Source organism: Winogradskyella immobilis, from assembly GCF_021887715.1.
GTDB lineage: Bacteria > Bacteroidota > Bacteroidia > Flavobacteriales > Flavobacteriaceae > Winogradskyella > Winogradskyella immobilis.
Genome location: NZ_JAIQXX010000004.1, coordinates 45,121 through 63,190 on the forward strand (window position 1 = coordinate 45,121; position 18,070 = coordinate 63,190).

Consider the following 18,070-nt stretch of genomic DNA (forward strand, 5'->3'; position numbering starts at 1 on the left):
CTAATAAAAGTTTTAAATTTGCATCCGCTTTTAAAGCGAAATAGTTCTTTAAAAACTGCGAAAGTAGCTCAGGGGTAGAGCATCACCTTGCCAAGGTGAGGGTCGCGGGTTCAAATCCCGTCTTTCGCTCTATTCTTTTAAAATATACCAATTTGATTACGTCGATGTAATCAAGATGCTGAAGTGATGATCCCGATAGCTATCGGGATGATAGACACTCCAGAAATGCTGAAGTGGTGGAATTGGTAGACACGTTGGACTTAAAATCCAATGTCCATTAGGACGTACGGGTTCAAGTCCCGTCTTCAGTACAAATGAAAAGCCGAAACGAAAGTTTCGGCTTTTTTGCTTTAAATACGATAACTAAATTTCATTAAAGTTAGATTCTGAAACGAAAAAGCAATTGGGTCTTTTAGATTGATTCTCTATAACGCAGTTTTGTTATTTGGTAATTTCTGTTTTATTATAACAACTAATATGGAGACTGTTTTAAATTAAATGACATAGCAATTGTTTTTTATAGCTAGATGTTTTGTGTGCTTTTTATGCTTGTAAGCACCTATACAAAAACCATACAATATGTATTTTAAGTCCTACTAATAAATGTTTTTTTATACATTAGTACCTACAACATAGGTGCTACAAAAATGATTTTTAATTTACTTACATTATTCTTTATAGTTGTATTATTATATTCATCTATACAAATACTACCAAAAACAGTTTTCATTACATATTTTTATAATATTAATTTAATATTCAAATTCAAAGCGATAGCAATTGGAAGTCTTTTTCTTATCCTTCCTTTAAATGTTATAGGTCAAGAATTGCCTCCGTTACAAAATTTTTCACCTCAAACTTACGGCGCAGATGACCAAAACTGGTCTATATCTCAAGATGTTAATAAAATTATTTATGTAGCAAATAATAAAGGATTACTAGAGTATAATGGAGCTAAATGGAAGCTGTATAGTACGCCTAATAATTCTATTTTAAGATCCGTAGAAGTTATTGAAGATAAAATATATACTGGGAGCTATATGGATTTTGGTTTCTGGAAAAGAAATAAGTATGGCTTACTTGAATATAAATCTTTAAGCGAAAACTTTGAACATGAGTTAATTGAAGATGAAGAATTTTGGGAAATTATTGCATTAGAAGACTGGGTTTTATTTCAATCCTTAGATAGAATTTACATTTATCATACTAAAGACTTTAGTTATAGAATTATAGACTCCAATACTAGGATTGTTAAAATGTATAAAGTAGATGATACTATCTATTTTCAAAAAATTGGTGATGGTATTTATAAAATAGAAAACGGTAACGAAATATTGGTGGCATCATCTCAAAGCATTATTAATAAAGAAATAATTAATGTTTTTTATAATGATAACAGCTTGCTTTTTCAAACAAAAGAAGACGGTTTTTATGAGTATAGCAATCAAGTAATTACAGAGTGGAATATTACATCTAACCAATTTTTAAAAACGGTAAGTGTCTATAATAGTGTAAAACTGTCTAACGGAGATTTTATATTAGGCACCATATCTAATGGTGTTATACATTTAAATGCAGAAGGTGAGGTAATCTTAAAAATGGATCAACCTAATGGGCTTAGTAACAATACCGTGCTATCGGTTTTTGAAGATGTATCTGGTAATATTTGGTTAGGGTTAGATAATGGTATTAATGTGCTAAACTTAAATTCTCCATTTAAAGTATATAGAGATAGTCAAGGAGTATTAGGAACCATTTACACTTCCATAAAAATCGATGAATATTTATATCTAGGCACCAACCAAGGTTTGTTTTATAGGTCGTTAAATTCTAATTCTAAGTTTCAATTTGTAAATGGAACTGAAGGTCAGGTTTGGGATTTGCAAATTATTGATGGTTCTTTATTATGTGGTCATGATAAAGGAACATTTATAGTAGACAAAGACAATGCTAATTTAATTTCAGAAGAAAAAGGAACATGGGTAATCAAAAAAATAGAAGAAAACCCGAATTTGCTAATTCAAGGTAATTACAAAGGCATTAGTATACTAGAAAAAACATTTAATAACAGATGGAGGTTTAGAAATAAATTAAAAGGGTTCAATATTTCATCAAGGTATTTTGAGTTTTTATCTCCATCAGAATTATTGGTTAGTCATGAGTATAAAGGTGTTTATAAATTAAAAATTAACCAGGACTTTTCAGAAGTTATTAATTACAAAAAGGAAGATATTGATAAAGGAGTTAGCTCTAGTCTTATAAATTATAATGGTAATTTATTGTATGCATATAATGACGGGATATTCAAATACAATACTTTAGATCAATCATTTAAAAAAGATAGTATACTGAGTTCACTGTATACTGAATCAAATTATATTTCAGGCAAACTTGTAAATGACACATATGGCAATAAGCTATGGAGTTTCTCAGAAGATCAAATTATATATATAGAGCCAGGTAAATTAACTAACGAACCTAAAATAAATAAGCTCTTTCTGCCTAGTCAAGTTAGGAAAAGTAAAACAGGGTATGAAAATTTAGTGTATTTAGAAGAAGGAGTTTATCTTATGGGTACAACTGAAGGTTATCTGATTATTGATTTAAATAAAATAGAACAAACAAATCTAGAAATTAAATTAAATACAATATCATACAATGCATTACATAACCAAATGCTTCCATTAGAGTTAGAAGAACAAGCAAGTTTAGAAAACAATAATAATAATATATATTTCAACTATAGCATAGCTAATTTCAATAAACTTTCACCAACCTTATATCAATATCGATTATTAGGTATCTATGATAATTGGAGTTCTTGGTCTACAAATTCAGAGATTTTATTCGAAAATTTACCTCATGGAGACTATACATTTGAAGCTAGAGCTAAAATCGGTAACCAATTATCTAACAACAGCGCTATCTTTTTATTTACAATAGAAAAGCCTTGGTACCTTAAACCTTTAGCGGTAGCATTATATATAATTGGTTTTGTTTTAATTGTATTATTAGTACAATATATTAATATTAAGTACTATAGAAGTCAGCGAGCTAAATTACTTGCTACTAAAGAGCGAGAGATAGAATTTAAAGAATTAGAGAATCAACGCCAATTAATGGAGTTTAAAAACCAAAACTTACATCAAGATATAGAAAGTAAGAATAGAGAATTAGGTATATCTACAATGAACCTTATAAAGAAGAATGAATTTTTAAATAATATTAAAAACGAGCTTAAAGGGTTAGAAGATATAAAAGGATTAAAAAATGTAATACGCATTATAGATAAAAACATAAACAATACAGAAGATTGGAAGTTTTTTGAAGAGGCATTTAATAATGCAGATAAAGATTTTTTAAAGAAAATTAAAAAAATACATCCTACTTTAACACCAAACGATCTTAAATTATGTGCCTATCTTAGGCTTAACCTGTCTTCTAAAGAGATTGCACCATTATTAAATATTTCTTCAAGAAGTGTAGAAGTGAAACGATATCGATTACGAAAAAAAATGGATTTACCGCATGAAGCTAGCTTAACAAATTATATACTCGAAATATAATACATCAACATTGATGTGTTTTAACACAACATTACCAATACATATCTATGAATTTTAAAATTTAAACATTAACCAAATGCTTATTCAGGTAATGATTTTCTTAATAAAACCAAGGTTTTTTTGATGTATTGGTAAAAAATACGTATAAATATTGTGATGTATACTTTTTATTGAGGTGTATTTTATAAAATTCATAATACATAAGATTAAATTTACAAGTGTTACATATCAGAGATATATAGTGTATAAGCTGATATCCAACTTGAAATAATAACAATCATCAATTTTAAAAATAATAGTATGAGAAAAAATGTATTGAGACTACTTTTATGTTTAATTACTACCTCTGTATTTGCTCAATCGAATAATGTTTCGGTTGTTAATGATAATACAGGAATGAAATTAGTAGTCGATGGAGAACCATTTATAATTAATGGGGTTAACTGGGATTATGTACCAATAGGAACAACGATTCCTGGGCCAAGTATTTTTGATGGACCAGAGGACATTATAAAAGCAGCTTTAGATGCCGAGATGTTATTGTTGCAAAATATGGGAGTTAATGCCATAAGAACCTATGAGTTACCGCCAAAATGGATCTCATATATATATGAGAATTACGGGATATATACAATGCTCAATGTAACCTTTGGTGCGTACGGTTTAAGTATTAAAGGAGCTTGGGTGCCACAAACAAATTATGCGGATCAGGCTACCCGAGAAGTATTGATGAAAGAGGCTACCGATATGGCTAATAAATATAAAGATACTCCAGGGCTGTTATTATATATGTTAGGTAATGAAAATAACTATCACTTATCCTGGACTACGGCAGAAACAGAGGATATTCCTATTGAAGGATCAGATGACCCAAATAAAATTGCCGCTGCAAGAGCGCTTTATAAAGCATTTAATGATGCGACACTAGAAATAAAAAAATTAGATACAACGCACCCTGTGGCAATATGTAATGGGGATTTACTGTATTTAGATTTGGTAGCCCAAGAATGTAAAGATATAGATATCTATGGTACAAATATGTATCGTGGGGTTTCCTTTGGTGATGCGTTTCAGAGAGTTAAGGATGAATTAGATAAGCCTATATTATTTGCTGAGTTTGGTGGTGATGCTTTCAATGCAAGAGATAACAAGGAAGACCAGTTTTCTCAAACATATTATAATTTAGGAAATTGGAAAGATATATATTCTAATGCAGCTGGTCTAGGATTAGCAAATAACTCATTAGGTGGATTTACATTTCAATTTAGTGACGGATGGTGGAAATACAAACAAACCGAAAATCTAGACATACATGATAATACAGCCTCGTGGGCAAATGGAGGATATTACAGAGATCAAACAAAAGAGACGGATAATAACATGAATGAGGAGTGGTTTGGTATTTGTGCAAAAGGACCTACAGACGCTAGAGGATTATACACATTATATCCACGTGCGGCATATTATGCTTTAAAAGATGCACATAAATTTAATCCTTATGCTATCGATGCTAATAGTAATAAATTAAATCAACATTTTGATGAAATTAATATTACAGATGCGGTTTTAAGAGCTAGAGGTGATAAAGCGGCGCTTGGAGGTGGAGGTTCTCAAAAAATAAGATTAAGTCGTTTATCAGCTCAATTCTCTACATTTAGTACAGGCGGGAGTTTAATTACTACTCCAGAGAGTCCAGATCCAGATGATAATGTTTTTCCTAATCAATTAGGGTTTGATCATCTAGAATCTTATTACGTTGGTGTTGAAGCTAATCCAGCTCCAAATATGCGTGCTAGTGTAACATTTAATATTACAGGTAATGTTGCTGAAAACCCTATTAATGAAATCTTTTATGAAAACAGAGCGCGCCCAATTACAGTAGATGGACCTGATGGTGATGTAATATTAGCTGATAATAATAGAGTACAAGTATATCAAGCTGAGTACGAATGGAAAAATAAGTACTTTGATTTAAAAGGATTTTTTAGAACAGGGCATTACCATTGGGGATATGAAGGAGATTTCTTCGGTTTATATCCAGAGGCAAACTATGGTCCAAATCTAGATCTTTATGGTGGTGAAATTTTAGGAGCTGAGTTTGAAGCTAAAGGAGATTTAAGTGGTTTTAAAGGAGCTATAGGTCCTCAATTATGGTGGGGAGCAAATCCAACAATGCTTTTCAAGTATCAAAGAAAACTTGGAAATTGGGATGCTACAGCCATTTATCATAGAGATTTTGAAACAGATTTAGAATTTGATAGTTCAGGAAGACGTGTTTTAGATGCTAACCAAGTTGCCAGTGGTGTTATTCCTGCTTTTCCTTCAGAGAGAGCAACATTAGTTTTAGAAAGAGAATTCGGAAAATTTAAAACTGTTTTTGGTGGTATATGGGGAGGAAGCCCGCTTAATGGACTTTCATTCCAGGACATTGATGATAATGGTGTTATAGTTGAAGACAGAATTAGATCTGGTGATAATTGGGGTGGAAAAATTAAAATAGAATATAAGGGAGGCTTATTCAACTGGTATGCTCAAGGATCTATTATGGGTCTAGTAGCTAATGGAGGTGCAGATCAAACCCAAACCTTTACAGGGTGGAGGTTAAAAGATAGTGGAAGTGGTAATGTAAACATGCTTTTAACAGGGTTTACTTATACTATGGGAGATTTTCAAATAGCGCCTAATTTTTTGTGGCAACAGCCTTTGGTAGATGCAATACCTAATGATGTTAATGCGCCAGGAAGATTGAGAAATGTTATCGATGATCCATTCGCAGTTCGTGGAGGTAATAGAGAAACTACTGCAGGAGAAATACTTTTAACTTATGACCCTACGCCAGGAACTTGGATGTACCAATGGGATAATGATAGGGCAGAAGATGCAAAATTTGCAATGAACCTCGGTTTTGTATATCGTCATCATCCAACGGCACAAGATGCACATGTCGGTTTCCTAGCTACTCGTACATTCTTTGCTTTTCCTACCTCCGCGCCAGCAGAAGATTTATGGGAAGTAAATTCAAGAATAGTATCTAAAATATCACCAGAGTTAGGACTTATTGGTAACCTCTATTATGGAAATGGTCAGGCTAATGGAGACAGTGATCGATTAATAAGACGTGGAGGAGGAGATGTTAGAATGCTTTATAAAAAATTGAAAGTACAAGCAGAAGCTAAATTTAATGATTGGGGACCATATGATTACCATAGAGATTTTAACTTAACATTCCCAACACAATTAACATTAGATATTTCTACAACATTAGGGAAACCAGATTGGTTCATTCTGCCTAATACACAAGTAGGCATAAGAGGAATGTGGAGATCTTTAGATGAAAATTCGCCAAGATTTTTACCATTACAGGCTCCAGAGTTTGGAGATCCACCGTTGAGTCCAGTTGGTTTCGGAAATGGATCTGAGTGGGAAATAAGAACTTATGTGCATATTAACATCGGAAAATAATTAAGTTATGAAAACTATAAAAAATATAAAACCTATAATTTGCCTAGTATTAGGAGCTGTGATGTTTCTTAATTTAGGATGCGAAAGAGATATTTCTGACGATGCTGTTGAAGCACTTTTTCCAAATACAGCAGAAGTATATACTGATGCTCCAGTGGGTCTAACAGATGAATTTTTTATCTCATTTAATCCAGCTGATGGAGCAAATCCTAATGGTTTTGGGACTGATGATGATGTAGCTTTTTTAGGCTCAAGTTCTATTAGAATAGATGTGCCTTCGCCAAACGACCCAGATGGTGGTTTTATAGGAGGTATTTTCAGAGATCGTGGAGCTGGAAGAAATTTAACAGAATACGATGCATTAACATTTTGGGCTAGAGGATCGACTACAGCTACTATTGGTTTAGTAGGTTTTGGTACAGACTTTATTCAAGACAGATTTGCTGTAGGATTAGAAAATATAGAACTATCAACGGATTGGAGGCAGTATACCATTCCAATACCAGATGCTTCTAAGCTGGTTCAAGAACAAGGGATGTTTATTTTCTCTGCAGGGACTGATAGTACTAATGGCTTTGGATATACATTTTGGATGGATGAAATAAGATTCGAAACTACAGGTACAATAGGACAACCAAGACCAGCAATTTTTAATGGACAAGATGTTACTCAGCAAACATTTATAGGTGCAAATGCAACAGTAAGTGGCTTAGTAGAAACTTTTAATTTAGAATCTGGCCAAGATGCAACAGTAAATGTAGCATCGGCTTATTATACATTTAGTTCTTCAAACCCTAATGTAGCAACAGTTGATGAAGCAGGAGTAGCAACTGTAGTAGGCGCCGGAACAACAGTGATTACAGCGACATTAAATGGAATTGAAGCAGCAGGTTCTTTAACATTAGAATCTTTAGGTGAATTTACGCCTGCTCCAACGCCAACCAGAGCACAAGAAAATGTAACATCTTTATTTAGCGATGCCTATAATAATGTGCCAGTTGATTTTTTTAACGGGTTCTTTGCACCATTTCAAACAACATTAGGTCAAGATGATATTTCAATTAATGGGGATAACATTATAAGTTATACAGAATTAAACTTTGTAGGGATAGGAACATTTATAGATGTCCCAACCTTAGATATAACTAATAGAACACATTTACATGTAGATATAAATGTCCAAGAAGCTATAGATCCAGGAGATTTTATAAGATTACAAATCATTAATAATGTTGGAGGTAATGAAATTTCGGGAGATTTTACAATAACAGGAGATCAATTATTATCAAATGAATGGTCAGGCTTCGATGTCCCTTTAGCCGATTTTACAGGCTTAAATAGTAGAGATAATGTTGGGTTATTATTCTTTATCTCTGATGCTACAATTTCAAACATATATGTAGATAATGTGTATTACTACACTGAAGTAATAGAACCTACACCAAATGTAGATGATTCTGCTGCGACACAAATTGAGCTACCAATAGGTTTTGAAGCAAGTTTGGATTACGGGATATTTGGTTTTGAAGGAGCAGATTCAGCCGTTGAGGCTAATCCAATGCCTAGCGGTATTAATCCAACAAATACTGTTATAAGAACAACTAAAACGGAAGGCGCACAATTCTTTGCGGGTACAGTACTAAATTTAGATGCGCCTATAGATTTCTCAACTTCACAACGTTTTAGGATGAAAGTGCTTTCTCCTAAAACAGGGATACCTATTAGAGTGCGTTTAGAAAATGCAGATAATTCGGTTGGAATAGAGTTAGATGCAAATACAACAACTATGAATCAATGGGAAGAATTAGAATGGGATTTTAGTAGTATGAATACATCAGCAAATTTTGTTAGAGTTGTAGTGTTCTTTGAGTTTATCGTTAATCTACCTGGTGATGGAAGTGTATATTATTATGATGACATACAGATTTTGAATTAAAAAAAGAAAAATGAAAAAGATATTTAAGATAAAAGGAATGATAATTAAGAATAGGATAGAAATAATGTCTGTGTTGGCTATTGGAGTTTTAATGATAACACTTATTAGTTGTTCTGAAGATGAAACCCAAGATGTGACAGGAGATTTTAACACGTTAGTAAATTCAGACGAGTTCAATGTAGATGGTCTGCCTGACAGTAATATTTGGAGTTTTGATACAGGCGTAGGACCATTAAATGATGGTTGGGGAAATAATGAACTTCAATATTACACTGATCGTCCTGAAAACGTAACTGTACAAGATGGTATGCTTGTAGTTACAGCCAATGAAGAAGACTTTAACGGTTCTCGTTACACTTCTGCAAGGCTAAAAACACGTAACAGAATAGAGCGACAATTTGGTAGATTTGAAGCGCGCATTTTGTTACCTACAGGAACAGGACTTTTTCCTGCCTTTTGGATGTTAGGCTCAGATTTTTGTGAGGCTCAAGCTTTTCAGGGGAATAATGTAATTTGTGATTCTTCCAGCCCACTTTATGAGCCTGGTGATATTCTTTGGCCAAATAGTGGAGAAATTGATATTATGGAATATATCGGTGATGCACCTACAGAAGTTTTTGGTACAGTACATGGTCCTGGTTTCTCGGCAGGAGAAAGTATTAGTAAAGGTTATACAATTCCTAATGACAGATTTGATACTGGTTTTCATGTATTTGGTATAACGTGGACTCAAAACAGCGTTAATTGGTATGTAGATGATGCTGTGTATTCAACAATTACAAGGGCTGATGTTGAGGAACAAGGCGGAACTTGGGTTTTTGATAAACCTTTTTATATATTAATTAATCTAGCTGTTGGTGGAAATCTTCCTGGTAGCCCTGATGCTAATACTGTTTTCCCACAGACAATGCTAGTAGATTATGTTAGAATATATGAGTAAAAGAAACAAATAAGACTGACGTTTTTAGTCAAAAAAAACACGAACTACCCTAAATTATATAATAGTAAACACTTTAATAAATAGGTCGAGAATTAAATAACTCGGCCTTTTATTAAGATATTATGTAAATATATAAAGAATAGCTGTGTAGAATATTAAGTGATTAATAATAACTATGTACAAAGCCTCAAGTAAAATAATAAATGATATAGAGGTTACTGAAGATATAATGAGTAAAAATCCAATTTATATAGGTAATAATTTAGCGTCTTTTGATGAGCGCGAAATTAAAGGCAAGCTAATTGCTTTTGATAACGAAATATATTATAAGATATCTAATAGCGATCAAATGCGACCATTTTTTATGAGTCTTGTTAGTAATTCTAACCATTGGATGTTTATTTCTAGCAATGGAGGATTATCAGCAGGAAGAAAAGATGCTGAAAATTCATTATTCCCATATTACACTGATGATAAAATTACAGAATCATCAGAAATAACAGGAAGCAAAACAATACTTCAAGTTCATAAACAAGATAAAACCTATTTGTGGGAACCTTTTTCAGATAAATATCAAGGAGTCTATAACATTAAAAGAAATCTATATAAAAACAATTATGGTAACAAAGTTGTTTTTGAGGAGATTAATGATGATTTAAAACTGACGTATAGATACCAATGGAATTCTAGTAATGTATTTGGTTTTGTAAAAAAATCAACTCTAATTAATAACGCAGATACATCCGCTAATGTTAGTGTTTTAGATGGTGTACAAAATATTGTGCCTTATGGCGTAGGAGAAGATCTGCAAAATGGGAGAAGCAATTTAGTTGATGCCTATAAGAAGAACGAATTAGAAGCAGATACTGGTATTGGTATTTTTGCATTGAGTGCTATTATAGTAGATAAAGCTGAACCAAGTGAGGCTTTAAAATCTAGTATTGTATGGTCATTAGGAATAGATAACCCTAAGTATTTAGTCTCATCTTTGCAATTAAATAAGTTTAGAAGAGGAGAAGCTATTGAGCAAGAAACGGATATAAAAGCAGAAAAAGGCGCGTACTTTATAATTACAGATTTAAACTTAGAAGCGAAAGAAGTTAATGAATGGATGATTATAGCTAATGTCAATCAAACACGAAGTGATATTTCTAATATTTCCGAAAAAATAAAACATCACCCTAACTTAACTGATGCTGTTCAAGAGACTATAGAATTAGGAACAAAACACCTTTTAGAACTTGCAGGCGCATCTGATGCCATGCAAATCAGTAAAAATAGATTACGTAATACACGGCATTTTTCAAATACGCTTTTCAATATAATGAGAGGCGGAATTTTTGACGATAATTATAACATCGAAAAGTTTGACTTTATAAAATATATTGCAAACGCAAATAAAAAGGTATATCGCAAAAAATGTAAATTCTTAGAGCAATTACCAAATGTATTCGATTTAAATCACATTAAAACCATTGCTAAAAATGATGACGATAAAAACTTTAAACGTCTTTGTTTTGAATATTTACCACTAAAATTTAGTAGAAGGCACGGAGATCCTAGTCGTCCATGGAATAAATTTTCTATTAATACTAGAAGTGAAGTCGATGGATCTAAAATATTAGATTACGAAGGTAATTGGCGAGATATTTTTCAAAATTGGGAGGCCTTAGCACATTCTTACCCAGAATTTATTGAAAGTATGATTCATAAATTCTTGAATGCCTCAACTTTTGATGGTTACAATCCGTATCGTGTAACAAAAGATGGGTTTGACTGGGAAACTATTGAGCCAGATAATCCTTGGTCGTACATTGGTTATTGGGGAGATCATCAAATCATCTATTTATTAAAGTTTTTAGAATTTATTGAAGATCATTACCCTAATAGATTAGCTCATTATTTTAATCAAGATGTTTTTGTATATGCTAATGTGCCATATAGAATTAAAAAATATCAAGACCTTTTAATTAATCCAAAAGATACTATAGAATTTGATTATGAATCTGACACTAATATTCAAAGAAAACGTAAAGAATTAGGTGTTGATGGAGCTTTACTAAGAGATGAAAATTTCTTTATTCATAAAGTAAATTTAGTAGAGAAATTATTAGCTACAGTATTGGCTAAACTTTCAAACTTTATTCCTGAAGGAGGTATTTGGTTAAACACACAACGACCAGAATGGAATGATGCTAATAATGCTTTAGTAGGAAATGGAGTATCTATGGTAACTTTATATTATTTAAGACGTTTTTTACACTTTTTTGAAAGGATTGTAAACAATATGCCTGAGGATAAGAGTACAATCTCAATAGAACTATATGTCTTTTTCAAAAAAGTTCTCGAAACACTTAATAATAATCAACACATATTAAAAAGTAGTGTGTCAGATAAAGATAGAAAAACAGTATTAGATGGTCTAGGTACGGCAGGAAGTGATTATAGAATCTATGTTTACGATAATAGCTTTACAGGAGATAAAGTAAAAATTTCAAAATCAGAATTATTACAATTCTTAGATATCTCTAGAGTGTATTTAGAGCATTCAATTGATGCAAATAAACGTAACGACAAACTGTTTCATTCTTATAATTTAATGACGGTAGAAAGCGATTCAGAGATATCTATTTCTTACTTACCTAAAATGTTAGAAGGACAAGTAGCTGTTTTAAGTTCAGGTTATATTTCTGGAGAAGCTTCACTAGAACTTTTAAATGCAATGCGTAGTAGCGATTTGTTTAGACCAGACCAATACAGCTATTTATTATACCCAGATAAAGAATTACCGCGTTTTGTAGATAAAAACAATATACCACCAGATGCTGTTAAACAATCTAAATTATTACAGCAATTATTAGAAGATGGAAATCGTCAAATTATAGAAAAAGACAATTTAGGAGTTTATCATTTTAACGGTAATTTCAATAATGCAGAACGTTTAAAAGAAGCTTTGGTTGAATTGCCCGAAGACTATCAAAATATAGTAGAAAAAGATAAAACTTTACTATTAGATGTGTTTGAAGCAATGTTCGATCATAAATCATTTACAGGAAGATCAGGAACATTTTTCGGTTATGAAGGACTAGGCTCAATATACTGGCACATGGTTTCAAAATTATTATTAAGTGTTCAAGAAACATGCCTATTAGCTGTTGCAAATAATGAAAACGAAATCACTATAGGACGTTTATTAGATCATTATTACGAAATTAATGAAGGTATTGGTGTGCATAAATCGCCAAAACTATATGGTGCATTTCCAACAGATCCATATTCGCATACGCCATCAGGTAAAGGAGCACAACAGCCAGGAATGACAGGTCAAGTAAAAGAAGATATTTTAAGCAGATTTGGAGAACTTGGTGTTTTTGTAAAAGAAGGAAAACTACAATTTAATCCAAAATTACTTCGAGGAGAAGAGTTTTTAAGTGAACCAAAATCTTTTAAGTATGTAGCGATTAATAATGATGTTAAAACAATAAACCTAGAAGCAGAATCCATCTGTTTTACATATTGTCAAGTGCCAATTGTATATCAATTAGAAAATAAAAATGGTGTATTAGTAAGCTATAATAACAATAAGGTATCGGAATTTGACGGTTTAGAACTCGATAGAGCTACAAGTGAAACGGTATTTAAGAGAACAGGAAGCATTGATAAAATTATAGTTTCATTAAAAAAATAAAGAGCAAAATCATGAAAAATCACATAACAGTAATAGGAAGTATACTTGTTGTCTTGTTAGTGTTTTCATGTAATAATACAGCTAAAGAAAGTAAAATAGATACTGTGAAAAAACAGAAGACATTACATGCAAAAGATATATTAGGAAACCCTAATTATTTAGCAATATCCTATGGCGGCTATCGTCAAAAATCCAGAGATAGCCAACCTACAATAAAAGAACTCAAAAGCGATATGAAATTATTATCAGCTATGGGTATAAAAATCATTAGAACTTATAATGTACAACTTCAACAAGCACCAAATTTACTGAAAGCAATTAATGAGTTGAAAAAAGAAGATGCGTCTTTTGAAATGTATGTAATGTTAGGCGCATGGATAGATTGCCTAAATGCATGGACAGATCAAGCGCCAAATCATGATGTTGAAAGCCCTAATAACGCTGCAGAAATTGATAGAGCAGTAGCTTTAGCAAATCAATATCCAGATATTGTAAAAATTATAGCGGTAGGTAATGAAGCTATGGTAAAATGGGCGGCTAGTTATTATGTGCAACCTAATGTAATTTTAAAATGGGTTAATCATCTGCAAGAATTAAAGAAAAACAAAAAATTACCTAAAGATTTATGGATTACCAGTTCAGATGATTTTGCATCTTGGGGAGGTGGAGAAGATCAATACCATGTTGAAGATTTAGAAAAGCTAATTAAGACAGTTGATTATATCTCTATGCATACTTATCCGTATCACAACTCTCACTATAATCCTCAATTTTGGGGAGTGCCGCAATCAGAACAATCATTATCTAAAGTCGAGAAAATTGATGCAGCCATGGAGCGCGCTATCGAATTTTCAAAACGTCAATACGATAGTGTTAAAAATTATATGAAAAGTATAGGTGTTAACAAGCCAATTCATATAGGAGAAACGGGTTGGGCTAGTGTGTCTAATGGGTTTTATGGTTCTAATGGATCAAAGGCAACGGACGAATACAAACAAGGGTTATATTATAAACTAATGAGGGCTTGGACAAATGAAGCAGGAATTTCTTGTTTTTATTTTGAAGCTTTTAATGAGCAATGGAAAGATGCTGAAAACCCTAACGGATCTGAGAATCATTTTGGATTATTTACCATAGATGGAAAAGCTAAATACCCAATATGGAATTTGGTAGATAAAGCCACATTTAAAGGGTTAACCAGAGATGGTAACCCAATACTAAAAACTTATGAAGGTAATAAAGACCTTTTAATAGAAAATGTTTTGGCGCCACCATCATTAAATGAAATTATGGCGCATTAATAATTATAATTATGAGACTATTACTATATATTCTTTGTTGTTTTTTATTGATAAATATGAGTTGTAGCAAAAAACAAGAACAGTTAATAGTTGAGGTTTATGAAACTTCTGCTAGCGGAAATAAACTGACTAAAATCACTGATTTTAGCCCAGAGAAAGTTAAAGATAGTATAAAGATTTTATCAGATAAAAAATTGCAAACCATTACAGGTTTTGGTGGGGCATTTACAGAATCTTCTGCGTATTTATTAAATAAATTAAGTAAAGAAAATCGTGATAAAATATTAAAAGCTTACTTCTCTAAAGATGGCGCCAATTATTCATTGACAAGAACACATATGAACTCTTGCGATTTCTCTCTAAACCAATATTCATATTCGCCAGTAGAAGATGATCTTATGTTAGAGCATTTTACGATTGAGGATGATATGGACGATTTAATCCCTATGATTAAAGATGCTATGTCTGCATCAGAAGATGGTTTTAAAATTTTTGCCTCGCCATGGACAGCAGCACCTTGGATGAAAGATAATAACGATTGGGTTGGTGGAAAATTATTACCTAAATATTACGATACTTGGGCATTATTCTTTTCTAAATATGTAGATGCTTACGAAGCAGAAAATATACCAATTTGGGGTTTCACTGTAGAGAACGAACCACATGGCAATGGCAATAATTGGGAGAGTATGCACTTTACCCCAGAAGAAATGACAGATTTTGTGCAGAACCATTTAGGGCCAAAGTTAGAAGCTGATGGTAAAGGAGACAAAATTATTTTGGGTTACGATCAAAATAGAGAAGGATTAAAAGAATGGGTAGATGTAATGTATGCCACTGAAGAATCTTCAAAATACTATGATGGTACAGCTATACATTGGTATGAGAGTACGTACGATTTCTTTCCAGAAGCTTTACAATATGCACACAATAAAGCACCAAATAAATATTTAATAGAAACAGAAGGATGTGTAGATTCTGAAGTTCCAAAGTGGAAAGATGACATATGGTACTGGTCTAAAGAAGCCACAGATTGGGGTTGGGATTGGGCACCAGAACATCAAAAACATTTGCACCCTAAATATGCTCCGGTAAATCGTTATGCAAGAGATATTATAGGTTGCCTAAACAATTGGGTAGATGGATGGGTCGATTGGAATATGGTTTTAGATCGTCAAGGTGGACCAAACTGGTTTAAAAATTGGTGTGTAGCACCAGTAATTGTAGATCCAGATGCAGACGAAGTATATTTTACGCCTTTGTATTATACAATGGCTCATTTTAGTAAATATATACGCCCTGGTGCAGAGGTTTTAGATGTTGAAAATTCGGATGAAGATATAATGGTAACAGCGGCAAAGAACCCTGATGGTTCAATTGCAGTTGTCATTTTTAATGAAGGAAAGCAAACAAAAGATTTCAATTTAAGTTTAAATGAAAAAGCAATAAATGTTCAAATTAAAGGACAAGCAATACAAACTATTATAATACCAACTAATACTAAATAATTATGTCAAATGTAAAAACAGCAAAACAAGACAAAGTTCCTTTTGGACAAAAAATGGCCTTTGGCTCAGGGCATTTAGTACTAAATTTATTACCAGGAGCATTAGCCGTTTTTATGTTCTTTTTAGTAACTGCTTTTGGTATGGATCCATGGTTGGCAGGTTTACTAGGAGGTTTACCTAGAATATTTGATGCTCTCACGGATCCAATAATGGGCTTTATTTCGGATAACACTAAATCTAAATGGGGTAGACGCCGACCATATATTTTTATCGGTGCTGTTTTAAGTGGTATACTATTCGCGCTTTTATTCCAATTGAGTGAAGATAATTCGGTGATGTTTAATTTTTGGTATTTTCTTTTAATGTCTTTATTGTTTCTTGTTGGAAACACAATGTATGCCACGCCATTGGTAGGTTTAGGGTATGAAATGACTACCGATTATAACGAACGAACTCGCTTAATGGCATTTGCAAACACAGTTGGACAAATTGCTTGGATGTTAGTGCCTTGGTTTTGGGTAGTTATTGCAGATCCTACAGTATTTCCTATAAGTGAAGAAGTATTAAGAAGTATTGGCGAAATGGGGCTTACAGGTGATGAATTACAAAAAATAACAACCGAAAAACTACAAGGAACAGGAGTTCGTAAATTATCATTAATAGTAGGTTTAGTCTGTGCCGTCCTTGGTATTTTACCAGCAATATTCTGTAAAGGACTTGATGCTGGAAAAATGGAAAACAGAAAAGAAATAGGTCTTAAAACATTATCGTCTAATTTTAAAGAGTTAGGTCAAGGTATAAAGGAAGTGTTTAAAAACAAGCCTTTTATGAAGTTATGTGGAGCTACATTTTTAGTATTCAATGGATTTCAAATAGTGGCTTCGTTTAGTTTCTTCATAATTGTATTTTATATATACAATGGGGATTATGGCTTAGCAAGTACTTGGCCAGCTTGGTTTGCTTCACTTACGGCAATAATAACAGCCTTTATGGTTATTCCTATCGTTTCTCGTATTGCTAACAAATGGGGAAAACGAAAAGCTTTTATTATCTCTACAGTGATTTCTATTATTGGTTACTGTCTTAAATGGTGGGGTTTTGATAATGATTTAAACGCACAATTTAATCAATCAAGTGCTGGTGTAGGATTAAATAATTTTGTAGCATCAATATTCGATACGATCAATCCTTTTTTAGATAGTATTGGTATGTCATGGTTTAGTATGGATTCCAGTCAAGGCGGTCCATGGTTAATGTTTGTGCCTATTCCGCTTATGGCTTTTGGTTTAGGTGGCTTATTTACTTTAATGATGAGTATGACTGCTGATGTGTGTGATTTAGATGAACTTGAAAATGGAATGCCTCGTAAAGAAGGTACTTTTGGTGCAATATACTGGTGGTTTGTAAAACTAGGTCAAGCTATTGCATTAGTACTTGGAGGAGCAATTTTAAGTTTAGTTGGTTTCGACGAAGGTGCGGTATCTCAAACAGCAGAAACAATGACAAAGTTGCGAATAGCAGATATTGTTATACCAGCTGTAACAGCAGCTATTGCTGTTTGGATTATGTGGAAATATAATTTAAATGAAACCAGATCAAGAGAAATTAAAATAGAATTAGTTAAGCGCCGAGGAGAGTTATAATAATCAATCATCAAAATATAAGAATA

At 32.5% G+C, this 18,070-nt stretch carries 8 protein-coding genes and 2 tRNA genes; all 10 read left to right on the forward strand.

All coding sequences use genetic code 11. The features are described 5' to 3' along the window. Nucleotides 1–57: 57 nt before the first annotated feature. The 10 genes from K8Z87_RS04290 to K8Z87_RS04335 all read left to right on the forward strand — a co-directional run bounded on the left by K8Z87_RS04290 (nucleotide 58) and on the right by K8Z87_RS04335 (nucleotide 18,044). A tRNA-Gly gene (locus K8Z87_RS04290) sits at nucleotides 58–129 on the forward strand. A gap of 98 nt (nucleotides 130–227) precedes the next feature. Beyond that, nucleotides 228–311: transfer RNA gene (locus K8Z87_RS04295), tRNA-Leu, on the forward strand. A gap of 336 nt (nucleotides 312–647) precedes the next feature. Beyond that, on the forward strand, nucleotides 648–3,566 hold the full coding sequence (locus K8Z87_RS04300; RefSeq protein ID WP_227476252.1) for a helix-turn-helix and ligand-binding sensor domain-containing protein: 2,919 nt from the start codon (nucleotides 648–650) through the stop codon (nucleotides 3,564–3,566). A 300-nt stretch (nucleotides 3,567–3,866) separates the two neighbouring features. Then, the gene (locus K8Z87_RS04305; protein ID WP_227476253.1) at nucleotides 3,867–7,028 is read left to right on the forward strand and encodes a glycoside hydrolase family 2 TIM barrel-domain containing protein; all 3,162 of its coding nucleotides are present in this window, start codon (nucleotides 3,867–3,869) and stop codon (nucleotides 7,026–7,028) included. Between the two features lie 7 nt (nucleotides 7,029–7,035). Further along, nucleotides 7,036–8,964, forward strand: coding sequence for an Ig-like domain-containing protein (locus K8Z87_RS04310; RefSeq protein WP_227476254.1), 1,929 nt, complete (start codon nucleotides 7,036–7,038; stop codon nucleotides 8,962–8,964). A 10-nt stretch (nucleotides 8,965–8,974) separates the two neighbouring features. Continuing rightward, on the forward strand, nucleotides 8,975–9,904 hold the full coding sequence (locus K8Z87_RS04315) for a glycoside hydrolase family 16 protein (protein WP_227476255.1): 930 nt from the start codon (nucleotides 8,975–8,977) through the stop codon (nucleotides 9,902–9,904). Between the two features lie 229 nt (nucleotides 9,905–10,133). Beyond that, nucleotides 10,134–13,592, forward strand: coding sequence for a hypothetical protein (locus K8Z87_RS04320; protein ID WP_227476388.1), 3,459 nt, complete (start codon nucleotides 10,134–10,136; stop codon nucleotides 13,590–13,592). A gap of 11 nt (nucleotides 13,593–13,603) precedes the next feature. Beyond that, on the forward strand, nucleotides 13,604–14,893 hold the full coding sequence (locus tag K8Z87_RS04325; protein ID WP_227476256.1) for a glycosyl hydrolase family 17 protein: 1,290 nt from the start codon (nucleotides 13,604–13,606) through the stop codon (nucleotides 14,891–14,893). Between the two features lie 56 nt (nucleotides 14,894–14,949). Continuing rightward, entirely contained in the window at nucleotides 14,950–16,401 is a 1,452-nt protein-coding gene (locus K8Z87_RS04330) for a glycoside hydrolase family 30 protein (RefSeq protein WP_227476257.1), read from the forward strand. Between the two features lie 2 nt (nucleotides 16,402–16,403). After that, nucleotides 16,404–18,044 (forward strand): MFS transporter, encoded by a 1,641-nt coding sequence (locus K8Z87_RS04335; RefSeq protein WP_227476258.1) that lies wholly within the window; start codon nucleotides 16,404–16,406, stop codon nucleotides 18,042–18,044. Nucleotides 18,045–18,070 lie beyond the last annotated feature (26 nt).

Coding starts and splice junctions, on each gene's coding strand:
- K8Z87_RS04325 (WP_227476256.1), top strand. CDS start 13,604: ATGAAAAATCACATAACAGTAATAGGAAGTATACTTGTTGTCTTGTTA.
- K8Z87_RS04300 (WP_227476252.1), top strand. CDS start 648: ATGATTTTTAATTTACTTACATTATTCTTTATAGTTGTATTATTATAT.
- K8Z87_RS04335 (WP_227476258.1), top strand. CDS start 16,404: ATGTCAAATGTAAAAACAGCAAAACAAGACAAAGTTCCTTTTGGACAA.
- K8Z87_RS04320 (WP_227476388.1), top strand. CDS start 10,134: ATGAGTAAAAATCCAATTTATATAGGTAATAATTTAGCGTCTTTTGAT.
- K8Z87_RS04310 (WP_227476254.1), top strand. CDS start 7,036: ATGAAAACTATAAAAAATATAAAACCTATAATTTGCCTAGTATTAGGA.
- K8Z87_RS04305 (WP_227476253.1), top strand. CDS start 3,867: ATGAGAAAAAATGTATTGAGACTACTTTTATGTTTAATTACTACCTCT.
- K8Z87_RS04330 (WP_227476257.1), top strand. CDS start 14,950: ATGAGTTGTAGCAAAAAACAAGAACAGTTAATAGTTGAGGTTTATGAA.
- K8Z87_RS04315 (WP_227476255.1), top strand. CDS start 8,975: ATGAAAAAGATATTTAAGATAAAAGGAATGATAATTAAGAATAGGATA.